The following is a 14,772-nucleotide window of genomic DNA, read 5'->3' on the forward strand; positions in this document are numbered from 1 at the left end:
AAGGCGTAGCCGACACCCACGCGTACGCGCGTGCGTCAAGCGTCCTTCCGTCCCCTGAGGGGAAAGGACTGCAGTTGGACGACGACGGGGAGCGCATCCGGGTCGGGCTCGGCGTTCGAGGGCGGTGTATGGCGGGCGATGACCGCACTCAGCTCGGCGCTGAGTGCCTTCAGCTGATCGGGCGTCAAGCGCAGGTCGACCCAGTCGCTGATAGTGCCCGCGCTCCGCCAGCCGTCGCCCCACTCCTCGTTGACGAAGGTGAGGACGCGGTTGAAGCACTGCTGCACCAGTTCGGGCATGGGGATCGAGGGCGCACTGTCGGACGCGGAATCTTTGTGGAAGCTGGCGCTGTCCAGCTCGTTCTTGACGTCGACTCGCCGCCACCAGCGCTCGCGCCGGGTGCCCCGCTCCGCCTCCTCCTCGATGAAGCCGTGCCTGGCGAGGTGGCGCAGATGCCAGCTGACGGTGCCAGTGTTCTCCCCGAGGCGTTCGGCGAGCTTAGTGGCGGTGGCGGGGCCGTCGAGGCTGAGCAGTTCGAAGATGTGCATCCGCAGCGGGTGGGCGAGTCCCCGCAGACTGCGCGCATCGATCCGGCGAGTGGGCTCGGCGGGGCGAGACGGCGCGAGCTCAGGTTGCTCTGACATGCCGCCAGCCTAAGGATGCAGAGGTCACTCTGCAGCGCACCCTTTGCAGAGCTGTCTCTGTAAAACCCTGCATGGCATCCGCTCGCCTTGCGTGGAAGCATGGAGATGAGGGACTTGCCATGGAGCTCTTTCGATTCGTCGCGATTCGCGCACCAGACCCCGCACCGGTCGGAACGGGCATCCCGCTCGCCGACCCCTTGGATGCAGCCGGGCCTTCGGGGGGCGACCCGATCAGGGCGCTTCGATCCCTGCTGCGGCAGGGGAACGCCTTCACAGACCCGGACGACGTACCCGACGCCGCGAACCTTTCCGGTCTGGCCGCCGCCCTCGCCGACCCGGCGGACAGCCGGGCGCCTGCGGACATTGTCGCCGCGGTGTTCGACAGCCCCGCCTCCGACGTAGTCCGCGCCCCCTGGGACGACCGCCGTGCCCAAGTTGACTACGGGCTACTGATCGGCAAGTGGCTGCGCCCGCCCCAAGGGCCGCAGCTTGGTGAACTCGCGAGGCTGCGGCGCGCGATGACCGTGGTCGAAGCAGTGGCCGCCAACGACGCCACCACCCGGGACGAGGCCGAGAGCCTCATGACCGCTCCGCTGCTGCTGCCGCCTTCCCTGGCAGCGCTCGGTTCGGGTGGCGAGGGCGGCGACCCTGCACCCGCAGACGAGTCAGCCGACGACGGTACATCGAACAGAGGGCCGAATGTCGACGAACTGCGCGAGAAGGTGCACAGCCTGGGCCATGCAGTTGACGAACTTCTTTCGGTCTCCCCGGGTGACCTGGTCATCCCCGAGCGCCCCGCGGCCAGCGCCGTAGGCATCGGCGCGGGCGGCGAGCCGGCATCCACGGGGAACGGGGCGTACGGATACGGGTGGCGGGATGCCTTGTGGAGCCTCCTGGGGGGCGTCCGGCCGAGGCCTCGTACCCCCACGCCAATCAGCACCCGATCGGAACGCTACCTGCTGGTGAAGCCGAGCGCCGTCAGCCAGCTGTCTCCCACCACCCGCGCCGTTCTCGCCGACCAGGGGATTGACCCGGCCAGAACGCCACTGGAGACGGTAACTGCACGGCTGCAGCGCGCACGCCGGGAGATGACGGGCACGCTCCACGCCCGCTCGGCAGAGTTGTCCACCCGCGTCACGATGGTTCGCGCCCGGACGATGCTCCTGGGGACCGTGCATCCCGTCGGCCTGACCGCCCGGCCTGCCACGGCAGCGCCGCCCGCCCCGGATTCCGTACCCCCCAGCCTCATTACCCCTTCCGGGGTGGGACAGCTGCTCGTCGTGCGGCAGCAGCTCCTGGGGTACGAGGGCGGGGAGGTCTCGCACATTGAGAACGTCCTGAAGGGCGAGACCAAGGGACGCGACCACACCCGCCGGGTGACCACCGAGGAGGTGTTCGTCACCGAACGGGAGAGGGAAACGGCTGAGGAGCGGGATCTGCAGGCCACTGAGCGGTTTGAGATCGGCACCGAGGCCACCGACGTCCTGGAGGAGCGCAAATCTGGGGAGGGGCAGGTCACGGTCAGCAGCAAGTACGGGCCCAGTGTGGAGGTCGACGCCTCCGCGGGCGCGGCGGTGTCCAGTTCGCGGGAGCGGTCGCGCACGGTCGCCTCGGAGTTCGCCCGCGAGATCGTCGACAAGGCGGTGACCCGAGTGACGGAGCGGGTCCGGGAGCAGCACACCCGGCGGCTGGTCCAGGAAGTCGAGGAGATCAACCGCCATGCGGTGGACAACACCGGTGGCGACGGTGACCACGTCGTGGGCGTCTACCAGTGGCTGGACAAGGTCTATGAGGCCCAGGTCTTCGACTACGGGTTGCGGACTTTCTACGACCTGCTGGTGCCCGAGCCCGCGGCCCTCTACCTGGCGGCCTTCCAGCGCAACGCGGCCACCCCGACCATCGCGCCGCCGCCGGAGTTCACCATCGGCCCCGCCGACGTCGACGAGGGCGCATACGCGGGGCTCGTCGCCACCTATGGCGCCACCGGCGTGGCACCGCCGCCGGAGGAGTTCCGCACCGTAGGGGACACCCTGGTGGCCGCGCGGGAGGAGAAGGTCGACGGCTCCCGCCTGGTGGAAGAGACGCAGATTCCCATCCCCGACGGCTGGGAAGCAGTGTCGGCCTGGATCACCTGGGATTTCTCGGGGACGCTTCCTTACGGCTGGCTCACCACCGTGGTGGGCAACGTGCTCCAGCCATTCGTGGCCCCGAGCCAGTACAGCGGGACCACCAGCATCCCCATCGACCCCCCGGTCACCGGATCCCTACCTGCGGCGATTTTCGCGGCCCACTGCTCCGGTTACACGGTGAGCGTCGAGGTGAAGTGCAGGCGCACCATCCGGGCCATGGATGCCTGGCGCATCCAGACCTATGAGGCCCTCGCCCAAGCGCACGAGAAGTCGCGGAGCGCCTATGATCAGGCCCTGGCCCAGGCGGGGATGCAGGCGGCGCAGCAGGCGGCGAGCCGCAGCCCTGCTGCGAACCGGAAAATCGAGGCCGCTGAGATGAAGCGGGCCGCCATCACCTTGCTGGCGAACGCCAACCCGGACTTTGACGCCATCGATGACGCGCCGCCTCAGCCGCCGCTCGTGGACATCACGGCAGCCAGGGCCAGCGGGCCCCTCATCCAGTTCCTTGAGCAGGCGTTCGAGTGGGAGCACATGTCCTACCTCCACTACCCGTACTTCTGGGGACGCCGAGAGCACTGGACCGAGCGCATCACGCTGGAGGACCAAGACCCCGACTTCGCCACCTTCCTCACCTCGGGCGCGGCCCGCGTCTCCGTGCCGGTGCGCCTGGGGTTCGAGGATGCCGTCGACCACTTCAGCCACACCAGGATTCCCTGGCTGGACGGTGATCTGCCCACCATGACTGACGACCTCTACGTACCGTTCGTCGAGGAACACAAGCAGCAGCTGGGTGCGCCGGACAACGAAGTCCCCTTCGGTGCACCCTGGCGAATCCAGGTCCCCACCAGCCTTGTCCTGCTCCGACCGGACCGTACCCTGCCGAAGTGGCAGAAGACCAACGGGGACTGGTCGGAGGTGGACCCTCCGCCTGGCGTGGGCATCTAGAGGCGCGTAGTCCATGGGTGACCTTGACTCCCACGCCCACTGCTCGGTGTACACGGCCGGACAGCTTGATGCGGCCCTCCCCAGCGGATGGCTACCGTCCGCCTTCTCCACCTACCTGGAGGTGGGCAACTTCCTCACCGACCTATCGCAGTTCCGGGACCCCTTCGGCTACCTCTTGGGCCGACAGACTGCGGAGCGCGAGGTAGGCCGGGTAACGAAGCAGGTGGCCGATTTCGACCTTTGGGTCGACAATATGTTCGGTGAACTGAAACCGGGCAGCTACGGATGGCTAGGCGAGTTCTTCACCCGTTTCGCAGCAGCCGCCACCTACGTGTCGTTCGCCGACAACTCTGACTATCTCCTGGTGGATGAGCTTCCGCCGCTTCCACCCCGGGACGTGAAACTCGCCTTCGACTGGGCCTTCACCTTGCACACTCCGCAGTACTACCCGCATTTGCATCTCGACCTCCCGCCGTTCCGCTCCGCTTCCCATCACCGCAACTCACTTATCTACCGCACAGGCACGAGAAGCGTCCTGCGCTACCTCGAGGAAGACATCGCTTACCTATCGGAGGAGCTTTCGAAGCTTGAGGCGGCCTGGGCCGGCGACATCCGTCGGAACAAGCCCGACCCACACCGCTTCCATCTCGTACGGCTGGGAAGCCTGCTGCACGCCGTGGAGGACTACTACTTCCACTCAAACTTCCCAGAGTTGTGGCACTGGCAGCGGCAGCGGGTCCAACACCCGGAACTCCAGCCCGACCAGCAGCCCGACTACGACGCACTGATCCTGCACAGCCTCGTGGCCAGCCTCACCCCGGGAACAAGACCAAGCCCTCAGTCGCGCCACCGGCTCGCCCGGAGACTGAAGCGGAGACTCCGCTACCCGGTTTACGAACGGGGCACCCTAGGGTCGCGTACATCCTCCGAGCCAGGGAACACCTTCGCGTACACCGGCGGATTCGGGAAAGACGACATCTACCACACCCTCGGCGGCTTCCTGGAGTTCCTCGAAAGGAGGTTCACCGCCGAGGGGCTCACGATACTCACCAACAGCGACCTCATCCTCGTCCGGCTTCTCTTCAACAGTCAGGCGCGCAGAGACACCTACCAGCAGGACCAGTCCAGGAAGCATCTCAAAACACACCTGCAGCAGCTGCAAGACGACCTGTACCTCAACCTCATCAACGTGCTCGAAGAGATACACGTGGTGCCGCCGCAGGCGGCAGCGGAGCTGAGGGAGGCGTTCGCACTGGACCGGCAGGTGGACGAGTCTTTCAGCAGTGTTCTGGAAGAGATTTCGGAAAAGTCATTCAGCCTGCCCGGACCAGGCGGCGTGCTCATCAACCTGCTCGCGCAAATGCAGAGGGAGCGCGACAGAAGTGCCCAGCAAGCGGCGAGACTCAATCAGATGGAGACGCCTAAGCTGGACCGGGCCACCGGCAACGGCGCCTCCCAGGAGAACATTGGTTCACACTCGTTGATGGCCAAAGACACCCCCGGCAGTGCACCGATGTACGGCGAAGCGGCAGCGCTGGCCAAGCACGCCTCTGCCTCCATCGCCACGACGCTACTGCAGCGCCTCGCGAGCAACCCTGACCTGCTGACCGGCATTGACTGGACGCTCGTGCTGCGCCACTACCTCCGGTTTCCGCGCGTCGTCCCCTCCGCGTGGGAGAGTACGGTCCTCCACCGGTTCGCAACCAACCCGGCGGGCTTCACCCAGCCGCCGCTGACCGACATCGCGGACCGGCCACCACCCGCCCTGCTGCAGGGCGCACCGCTGCGGGCACGACGTGATGGGCGGACCCGGCTGGAACTGGAGCGCCGTTATGACGCCATGAGTACCTGAGCCACTGACCTTGGGGGACAGTCCACGGCAGGGAGCCTGACACCGTGGCCGCTCGGCACCAGAGTGGGGCACCGATCCGAGAGCTGACCTGCGGCGTACGCCGTCAATGCGGCTGTAGAGGCGGCCGACCCCCGGCACACCATCGCCCGTCTGTCCGCCGACCGCATCTGCCGGCACCTCGCGGCCCGGTGGGGTCTTCAGGCGTGCGCCGGGCGGCCCGTGTTGGACGCGGCGGCCCGCGACCGCGCATTCCGCGACTTCGCCGGGGCGGTCGAGGTGGCCCGCGCGTTCTACCTCGCCGCTCGCGCGGACACTCCGGCCGTGCCCATGGAAGCCGACTCGTGCGCGAGCTGCCCCGCGGCCATGGCCAGGGTGCGGACCTGACGGACCAGCAGAGGCACCACCGCAGCACACACGATCACCACGGCGCCGCCCGCGAGGGTGGCACGAACCCCCACAGCGCGGGAGACCGGGCCCGCGAGGAGGTAGCCGATGGGCACGGGAACGAGCTGTCCGAGCGTCGCATACGACAGGGCGCGGCTGAGCCGGTCGGCCGGGATGCGTTCCTGCACCAGGCCGGACCAGACGGTCATGCTGACCGCCAGGCCCGCCCCCGCAACCGCCGTCGCGGCGACGAGCACCGCCACCGGGACGTTGGCGGCCATCGCGGCGAGCGGCAGCGCAAGCGAGTCGGTCCCCGCGCACACCACCCGGCCGACCATGCGGGGCCGCCACATCAGCGCCACCGATGCCCCGGCCACCAACCCGCCCGTGAACCCCGAAACGACCAGGCCCCACAACGCCGCGCCGCCGAGGAACTGCGCGCCGTAGACCGGGCCGAGGAGCTGGTACCCGACCAGCCACACCGGCACGACGAGCGCGCCCTGTACGACCATCACCCATAGCCAGCGGCACGAGCGGAAGTCCGTCCAGCCGTCCCGCAGATCGGCCACAAACCCGCTCTTCACCTGCACCGGCCCCGGCTTGAGGTCGATCCGCGCGAACAAGGCGGCGGAGGCGGCGAACGTGACCGCGTCCCAGCCGATGGCCCACGCCGACCCGAACGCGGCGACAAGGACACCGCCCAGGGCCGGGCCGCCGACCTTGACGAGGTTCTGCGCAATCTTCAACAGCGCGTTCGCCGCGTGCCGCGCCTGCGGCGGCACCACCTCTTTCACGATGCCGCCCGCCGCCGGGATGAAGAACGCCGCGGCGGCGCCGCAGATCCCGGCCATGAGCACCAGGTGCCACACCCGGGCCGCCCCCGACCACAGCAGAACCGCGGCGAGACCCTCGGCCACGGCGCACCCCACGTTGGACCACACCATGACCCGGGAGCGTGGAAGCCGGTCGGCGACAACACCGCCCACCCGGAGGGGTTACCGACGGAATGCGGGTCGTGGGGTGACGGAATGAGGCGGGGCTGAGACGGAGCGAGCTAGTTGTCGTCAACCCGGCACGCTGACCAGCGGGTTTCTGGACCGCTGAGCACGACAACTGTCGTCAGATTCGCATTGTTCTTGGCGTCTACCGCGCGTATTGCAAGCAAGGCGGGCAAGGCCAGGACTGACCATCCCCTCGTAGCGTGGAGATCGTGATTGCAGGGGAAGTAGGGATTCATGGGGTCCACGCTACGAGGGGATGGTCGCACGCCGGGGAGCGGCCCTGGCTCGGGAGAAGTCGAGTTAACGGGCAATTGCGTTGTGAGCTCGGCCGCAGTAGCTTCACGGAAATGCTCGCGAGCCTTCTACCAGGCCTACGGGACCTCCGTACCCCCTTGGCGGTGGGTTACTTATGGCTGGCATGCGCCTGGTTGTGGTTCCACGACACGTTGCCGCGGCGGGAGACAGCCCACGGCGCGATCGCCGACCTCTACGACCTCGAGGGAATCCTACCGGCGGCCGCCCTCTTGGCTGTGCTGACGTTCTTCGCCTATTTCCTGGGCTCGATTCTTGTGATGGATATCGCCGAGGCGCGGTGGCTCGACGTGGTAAGACCCAAACGGACAGCTTGGGAGGCGGTCGCTGATCGATTCCGTAACCGCCTCGACGACCAAGAGGGCATGACGTCGACGCGGTACATGGCGGCGGCTGACGCATGGCGACGTGCAGCGCCCTCCCGCACGGTCAAGCGGGTCACGCTGGCGACTGGCGGCGATGCGACATCGGTGCGGAGTGACCTGAAGGCCATGGCCAGGGGTGTGGACTGGCTGGAACAGCGGCAGGTCACCTTTCTCGGGGATGCCCCCCTCGACACGCCAGCTGATGGGATCAGGTTCTCGTACGGGGACGAGACGGATGATGGAGTCAGGATCGTCTATCAATGCTTGACACTGCGGGTAAGACACGAGGGCAGCTGGAGATGCCGGCATTGGGCTGGGCCCCCAGTAACGGGTGGGGCGTCTGTGGAATGGCCCAGCTCTGAGCTGCCCGTCGCCTACGACGCCCTTAAAGACATGCCCACCCTGGCGATCGCCACTCTATGCGCTCTGCGGTACGAACTACCCGACCTCGCGACCCGGCTGCTTATCGAGCGGCCAGAAATATTTGATCGGTACGACCGGCTGCTCGCAGAGGCGTCTATCCGCATCAACATATGTCCACCGATGGTCGCGCTCGTGGCCACGCTTGCAGTGCGCTCTCACGTGCTGTGGTGGCTCGGGCTAACGATGTGCGCCGCGCTTCTTTACCAGGGATTCATCCACCGGTCACAAGCCGCTGCGGTCGTGCTCGACTCAGTCGCCACCCGACTGATCGAGTCACCCACGATGCTGGCGGTGGCCGAGGCTCAGCACGGCGAGCCAGAGGACAGTAATCGTCCCACCATCTCCCACAGCCCAAGCTGATGCGTGGAGTGCTCGAGGTGGCCAAGCGACGGACAGAATAGCCAACAAGCATGCTCAGTCACACCACGCTCCGGTGGTGAAGCTGCCGGGATTCTCCCCATGGCATCACGGGACCATCACACACAAAGGGCTGCGAAACCGCAGGTCACTGAATTCCGTCGGTAGCCCAGGAGCAGAAGGATCTGTCGCCGTTCCGTGAACCGGTTCAGAGACCGCCGACACAGGAAGACTCGCTGTTCGATCTCTAATCCATTTACCCAGCGTCACCGATCACACAAGCGATGCTGTTGGCGATCTTCATTCGTCCTGGTGAAGTCCCTTTGAGATTCGCCCTGTTGATCAAAGCGTCGTGGTCCGCTGGTCGGGTGCGGGGTGGAGCGAGCGGTCGGGGGTGGCCGCGGTGGCAATGGGTTCGGCTTCGGGGCGGATGGTCCCGCCGCTGACGGTGCGGATGGCACGGGCGAGCAACCCGCGAGGCACAGTGGCGATGTGGGTGCGGGACCGGCTGGATGAGCTGTTCACGGACGAGGACTTCACCGACTGGTACCCGTCCGACGGACGCCGGGGTCTGTCTCCGGCCCGGCTGGCGATGGTGTCGGTGTTGCAGTACGCGGAGAACCTGACCGATCGGCAGGCGGCCGAGGCGGTCCGCTGCCGCCTGGACTGGAAATACTGTCTTGGGCTCGAACTGGACGACCCGGGCTTCGACTTCTCGGTGCTCAGCGAGTTCCGGGACCGGATGGCCCGGGACGACCGGGCGGACCGGCTGCTGGCCGTGATGGTCGACCGGCTCGCTTGCGCAGGTCTGGTCAAACGGCGTGGAGCCGTGCGAACGGACTCCACCCACGTGCTGGCTGCGGTCCGGACGCTGAACCGGACGGAGTTGGTCACCGAGACCCTGCGGGCTGCCCTGGAGCAACTCGTCCTGGCGGACGGGCAGTGGCTGGCACCTCTGATCACTGCGGACTGGGCGGACCGGTACGGGCGTCCGGCTTTCTACCACCGGCTCCCCAAGGGCAAAGCGGCCCTGGAGGAGTACGTGCTGCAGGTCGGCGCGGACGGGCTGGGACTACTGACGGCCGTCTTCGCTGACGATGCCCCGCCGAGGCTGCGTGCGCTGCCGCAGGTGGAGCTGTTGCGACAGGTGTGGGTCCAGCAGTACTGGCACGACGGCTCGGGTCGGCTGCGCTGGAGGGACCCGAAGTCCCACAGGGACCGTCTGAGCCGGCGTGACATGGCCCGCACGGCCGCGCTGCCGCCGGGTGCGGAGGGACGGCCGGACCCTGACAAGGCCAGTGTTCCGTGGGCCAGCATGGAGATCGTCTCGCCCTACGACCCGGAGGCCCGTTACTGCCAGAAGCTCACCGCGGCCGGGAAGAAGCACTGGATCGGCTACCGCGATCACCAGACCGAGACCTGTGACGACGGCCCGCGCGTGATCGTGCAGGTCATGACCCACCCGGCGCCCGAGCAGGACATCGACGCGCTCGACGCGATTCACCAGGCACTGGTCCGGCAAGGCTTCATCGGTCTGGAGCACTTCGTTGACGCTGGATACGTCACCCCCGAGTCGATCCATCAGGCGGCTCACGCCCACGGCTTTGTGCTGACCGGTCCGGTCCGCCGCGACCCCCGGGCCCGTGAGCATCCCGGCTTCACCAAGGCGGACTTCGTTCCCGACTGGGAGGCGCGAACTCTCACTTGCCCCCGGGGAGTCACCAGCCCTCCGTGGAAGCCGACCCTTGGCGACGGGCACGAGCGGTTGTCCGTCCTGTTTCCCAAGCCCGCCTGCCGCGCCTGGCCCCGACCGGCTGAAGTGCACCGGCAACGCCGACGGACGGGGCCGTCACATCATCCTGCTGCCCGAGCACCTGCAAGAGATCCAGACTCGAGTCCGGCGCGAGCAGGACACTCCTCGGTGGCAGCAGCATTACGCGGTCCGCGCCGGCTGCGAGGCCACCGTCTCCGAGACGGTCCACGGGCACGGGCTACGGCATTGCCGTTGCCACGGAATCGCCAAGACCCACGTCCAGCACGTCCTCATCGCCGCCGGAACCAACATCGTCCGGCTCAGCGGGCACTTCCCACCAGGCACCATCCCGCCCCGGCCACCCCGTCGCACCAGCCAATTCCAGCGCCTCTGCCGGAACTTGACCCAATGAAGATCGCCAACAGCATCCAAGATCTGTGCCAGAACCGAGTTTTGAGAGTGCCTGGGTGTTTGCTTCGGGAGCATCCTCAGTGCTCACGGATCCTTGACCACCACCAGCCGCCCACGGTGGAGGCGTTCACCGGCGCAGGATTGGGCAGCGTGCGGCGCTCGAACTCGTCGTCGATGCGAGTGATCAGCCGGCCGAGATCGTGCTGGGCACCGTGAGGGAGGTGAAGCGTGACCTCTTCCAGGTCATCGGGGGCATCCTCCATCTCCAGTCCGGGCTGCCAGGCCTGGGATGGGTTCAGGTAGCGGCCGGGTTGTCTGAATGCCCACTCGAAGCGGGTGAGCGCGTCAGCGACTGTGCCAGGCCGCATGCGTTCATCCTCGACGCGGCGGACAGCTGTACGAGTCTTCGCGGAAACGCTCCGGATTCGCCGGACTGTAACGTGTCTGTGTGGCCGCCACGGCTCGGCACGGACGGTCTTCGGGTGCCTATGCGGCATCGCCCTTTCTGATCAACATGCCGCTGTTCTGCAGCGGACGGGGCTGGCTCCGCATGCACGATCGAGCTCCCCGTCACTTGGGGTGCTCGTACTTTTCACCAACCTTCACGCGTTTGCCGGTCACGGCGTGATGCCGAAACCCGCCGACATGTGCTCTCGCTTGAAGCCTGCGCAGGTGGCGAGGGGGTGCGCATCGTGTTGTCGGCGGGGTCTGCCTCGCTGGTTGCGCCCTACGTCATGTGTCTGTCCTGGAGGTCGTCCGGCTGGGGTGGCCGTTTGTGTGGATGGTCCGGAGGCGGCCGTGCTGCGGCCGGTTTCCGGGCCGGTTGTTCGGCGGATTGGTCTACCAGGGGACGTTGATGGCCCTGGTCAGGACTGGGTCCAGCATGACTGCCGCCCGCACTGGTGCAGGGCGCTGGCCCGCGGGGCTGCCTGTCAGAGTGTGCGGGGAGCGCCGGCGGGCGGGTGCGGATCCCGGGTGCGTGGATTACGGGCTGTTGGGTGGTTTGATCCAGCCCAGGGAGCGTTCGACGGCTCGTTGCCAGTTTTGGTATTCCGATGTCCGTCGTGCGGGGTCCATGTGTGGCAGCCATTGGGCTGCTCGGTGCCAGTTGCTGCGTAGGACTTCCAGGTCTGCCCAGTACCCGGCGGCCAGTCCGGCGGCGTAGGCGGCGCCCAGGGAGACCGTTTCGGCGGCCATGGGTCGCACGACCGGCACGTCGAGGACGTCGGCCAGGATCTGCATGAGGAGGTTGTCGGACGTCATGCCGCCGTCGACCTTCAGCTCTCTCAGGGTGAGCGAGGAGTCGGCGTTCATGGCGTCGACGACCTCCTTGGTCTGCCAGCCGGTGGATTCCAGCGCCGCCCTGGCCAGGTGTCCCTTGGTGATGTACGAGGTCAGGCCGACGATGACGCCGCGTGCGTCGCTGCGCCAGTGGGGTGCGAAGAGACCGGAGAACGCCGGGACGATGTAGCAGCCGCCGTTGTCCTCGACGGTCCGCGCAAGGGTCTCGATGCCCGGTGCGCTGTTGATGATCTCCAGCCGGTCGCGGAACCACTGGACCAGGGCTCCGGTGACGGCGATCGGGCCTTCCAGCGCGTAGACCGCGGGCTGCTCGTCGATCTTGTAGGCGACGGTGGTGAGCAGTCCATTGCTGGAGCGGACGACATCGGTGCCGGTGTTGAGCAACAGGAAGCTGCCGGTTCCGTAGGTGCACTTCGCCTCGCCCGGGGAGAAGCAGGTCTGCCCGAAGAGCGCGGCCTGCTGATCGCCGAGCGCGGCCGTGATGGGCCTGCCGGGGAGTACGATCCGGTCCTCGCCGTACCACTCCGCCGAGGACCGGATCTCGGGCAGAATCGCGTGCGGAATCCCGAAGAACCCCAGCAGTTCCTCGTCCCATTGGAGTGTGCCCAGGTTCATGAGCATCGTGCGGCTGGCGTTGGTCACGTCGGTGATGTGGCGGCCTCCCGCCGTCCCCCCGGTGAGGTTCCAGATCAGCCAGGACTCCATCGTGCCGAACAGGACGTCGCCGTTCGCGGCCCGCTGTCCCAGACCTGGCACGTGGTCGAAGAGCCAGCGGATCCGTGGTGCGGAGAAGTAGGTCGAGGGCGCCAGGCCGCAGCGTTCCAGGAAGAACGCGTCGCCCGGGTCACTGCGCAGGTCTCCGACGAGCGGGGCGGTGCGGGTGTCCTGCCAGACGATCGCCCTGTTCAGCGGGGTGCCGGTCCGCCGGTCCCACAGGACGGTCGTCTCGCGCTGGTTCGCGATGCCCAGGGCCGAGACGGCCTCGGCAGCGACGCCGTCGCCCGCGCTGGACAAGGCCTCGGGCACGATGCGTCGCAGATTGCGCCAGATCTCCAGGGCGTCGTGCTCGACCCAGCCGGGTTTCGGGAAGAACTGCTGGTGCTCGCGCTGGGCCACGGACACCAATCGCCCGCGGTGGTCGAACAGGATGCAGCGGGTGGAGGTGGTGCCCTGGTCGATGGACATCACATACCGCTCGACCATGATCCGGACCGCCTTCCGATGCGTTGAGATGCGCTGCGAGGGACCTACCAGCGGGCGGCCCCCAGGTTTCGTGAGATCGCCCGGGCGGCCTCACGGAGCAGGGTGAGCAGCTTGAGTTCCGGCCGGCCCCTGACGTCGCAGATCCGCTCGACCGGGCCGGACAGGCCGATGGCGCCCACCGCGAGGCCGCCGTGCCCCCTGATGGGCGCGGCGACGCCGGCTTCCCCCATGCTCATCTCCTGTACTTCGGCGCCCCAGCCGTTCTCCCGGATCTCGGCGAGGGCGTGGGTCAGCTCGTCCGCGTGGGCCAGGGTGTGCCGGGTGTACGCCTCCATCCCGGCGTCGACCGCCGAATCGAGGTTGGCGGTGCCGAACGCCAGCAGCACCTTTCCGAGCGAGGAGGCGTGCAGGGGAAGCAGTGCGCCCACATCCAGGGTCTGGAGGGTGTCGTCCGGCCGGAAGACGTGATGGATGACGAGCACCCGGCCTTCCAGGGGAGTGCCCAGGCGGACCGCTTCGCCGCTGCGGGCGGCCAGGGCGTCGGCCCAGTTGATCGAGTGCGATCGCAGTTCGTTCACATCGAGGTAGCTGGTGCCGAGATGCAGGAGGGCCGCCCCGAGCTGGTACTTCCCGGTCGCCGCGTCCTGCTCGACGAAATCCACGTGCTGGAGTGTGCGCAGAATGCCGTGGGTCGTCCCCTTCGCCAGCCCCAGCGAGACGGCCACCTCCCCGAGCCCGAGCCGACGGGGGCCCGCGGCGAGCAGGCGGAGAATTGCCGCCGCCCGTTCGATGGACTGGACGGGACCGGCCATACCGCGATTCTAGATCCGCCTTCCCCGTCCCGTGTCGGCCATGGCACGGCGGTTCCCCCCGATCTCGACTTGCGTTCGGTAATGCCGACCGACGTTTATTGACCGGTTTCTCATCACTTCATAGCGTGCGTGACGTCGGCACCCGTCGGCACCGTTCGTCGAGGAGGGCAGATGGCCGCCCAGCTCAACATCGTCGGCCCCAAGGCAGCCGATCGCCTCGCACCCGACGCTGTCGATCATGTCTGCCCCGTGCCACACGCCCCGGGGGCGGTGCCCGTCGTCCGCGGGCGGGTCCGCACCATACTCACCGAGTGGGGCCTGTCTCCCGACGCCATCATGGACGCACTCGTGGTGGTCTCGGAGCTCCTGACCAACGCGCTGGTCCACGCCCTGCCACCGGCGACGCTGCGCTTGTCGTGGGTCCGCTTTGACGGACGAGGGGCCCTGCGCGTGGAAGTCACCGACGCGGGACCCGTCCTCGCCGGTGACGGGCTGGGAGCCCAGGACCCGGACGAACACGGCCGCGGCATCGACATCGTCACCGCGTTGGCTGCCCGCTGCGGCATACGCGTTGACACGGAGGGGATCACACGCTGGGCCGACCTCCCCGCGGCCTGGTCCACTGACTCGCAGGGCTGACCCGCCGGGCCCCGAGGCCACCGGGCTGAAGCCCGGCGATCCGGTCATCCTCATGGCCCTTCCGGACGCGAGCGCCAGGGGCAGCTACGCCGAACACCACACAGTCCCCGCGAGCCAGGTCGTCACCCGGTCTGCCGCGCTCGACATCTCGCAGGTGGCAGCGATCTGGGTCGCGTACTTGACCGCCTACGGCTGAGGGTGAGCTTGAGGCACCTCGCTGTCCTTGAGTGCGAGAGCCTT

10 protein-coding genes and 1 pseudogene are annotated in these 14,772 nt (G+C 67.6%); 7 read left to right on the forward strand and 4 right to left on the reverse strand.

Going from position 1 to position 14,772, the window contains the following annotated elements; all coding sequences use genetic code 11:
- Nucleotides 1–35 precede the first annotated feature (35 nt).
- The gene (locus tag STRCI_RS43210) at nt 36–644 is read right to left on the reverse strand and encodes an ArsR/SmtB family transcription factor (protein WP_269664445.1); all 609 of its coding nucleotides are present in this window, start codon (nt 642–644) and stop codon (nt 36–38) included.
- A gap of 119 nt (nt 645–763) precedes the next feature.
- Between STRCI_RS43210 and STRCI_RS43215 the strand changes: the two genes are divergently transcribed.
- Both STRCI_RS43215 and STRCI_RS43220 read left to right on the forward strand, forming a co-directional pair.
- On the forward strand, nt 764–3,718 hold the full coding sequence (locus STRCI_RS43215) for a hypothetical protein (protein ID WP_269664446.1): 2,955 nt from the start codon (nt 764–766) through the stop codon (nt 3,716–3,718).
- A 13-nt stretch (nt 3,719–3,731) separates the two neighbouring features.
- Nucleotides 3,732–5,570, forward strand: a complete 1,839-nt coding sequence (locus tag STRCI_RS43220; RefSeq protein ID WP_269664447.1) for a hypothetical protein — start codon at nt 3,732–3,734, stop codon at nt 5,568–5,570.
- 290 nt (nt 5,571–5,860) lie between these two features.
- Here the strand turns inward: STRCI_RS43220 and STRCI_RS43225 are convergent, their stop codons facing one another.
- Nucleotides 5,861–6,940 (reverse strand): MFS transporter, encoded by a 1,080-nt coding sequence (locus STRCI_RS43225; protein WP_269664448.1) that lies wholly within the window; start codon nt 6,938–6,940, stop codon nt 5,861–5,863.
- Nucleotides 6,941–7,302: 362 nt separating this feature from the next.
- Here STRCI_RS43225 and STRCI_RS43230 point away from each other — a divergent pair, with 362 nt between their 5' ends.
- The 3 genes and pseudogenes from STRCI_RS43230 (at nt 7,303) to STRCI_RS43685 (ending at nt 10,577) form a co-directional block, all read left to right on the forward strand.
- A complete protein-coding gene (locus tag STRCI_RS43230) occupies nt 7,303–8,415 on the forward strand; it encodes a hypothetical protein (RefSeq protein ID WP_269664449.1) in 1,113 nt (370 codons plus the stop codon).
- A gap of 487 nt (nt 8,416–8,902) precedes the next feature.
- Nucleotides 8,903–9,142: pseudogene (locus STRCI_RS43680) on the forward strand (transposase); the annotation flags it as partial.
- A gap of 913 nt (nt 9,143–10,055) precedes the next feature.
- Nucleotides 10,056–10,577 (forward strand): transposase, encoded by a 522-nt coding sequence (locus STRCI_RS43685; protein WP_418953493.1) that lies wholly within the window; start codon nt 10,056–10,058, stop codon nt 10,575–10,577.
- A 983-nt stretch (nt 10,578–11,560) separates the two neighbouring features.
- Here STRCI_RS43685 and glpK read toward each other — a convergent pair.
- Entirely contained in the window at nt 11,561–13,081 is a 1,521-nt protein-coding gene (gene glpK, locus STRCI_RS43240; protein ID WP_269656687.1) for a glycerol kinase GlpK, read from the reverse strand.
- Nucleotides 13,082–13,125: 44 nt separating this feature from the next.
- On the reverse strand, nt 13,126–13,893 hold the full coding sequence (locus STRCI_RS43245; protein ID WP_269656686.1) for an IclR family transcriptional regulator: 768 nt from the start codon (nt 13,891–13,893) through the stop codon (nt 13,126–13,128).
- A 171-nt stretch (nt 13,894–14,064) separates the two neighbouring features.
- On the opposite strand from STRCI_RS43245, the gene STRCI_RS43250 reads away from it, so the two are divergent.
- Together STRCI_RS43250 and STRCI_RS43255 are read left to right on the forward strand one after the other, a co-directional pair.
- Nucleotides 14,065–14,532, forward strand: coding sequence for an ATP-binding protein (locus STRCI_RS43250; RefSeq protein ID WP_269656685.1), 468 nt, complete (start codon nt 14,065–14,067; stop codon nt 14,530–14,532).
- 52 nt (nt 14,533–14,584) lie between these two features.
- Complete coding sequence (locus STRCI_RS43255) at nt 14,585–14,728, forward strand: hypothetical protein (protein WP_269656684.1); 144 nt, start codon at nt 14,585–14,587, stop codon at nt 14,726–14,728.
- Nucleotides 14,729–14,772 lie beyond the last annotated feature (44 nt).

The sequence above is a fragment of the Streptomyces cinnabarinus genome (assembly GCF_027270315.1).
Taxonomy (GTDB): domain Bacteria; phylum Actinomycetota; class Actinomycetes; order Streptomycetales; family Streptomycetaceae; genus Streptomyces; species Streptomyces cinnabarinus.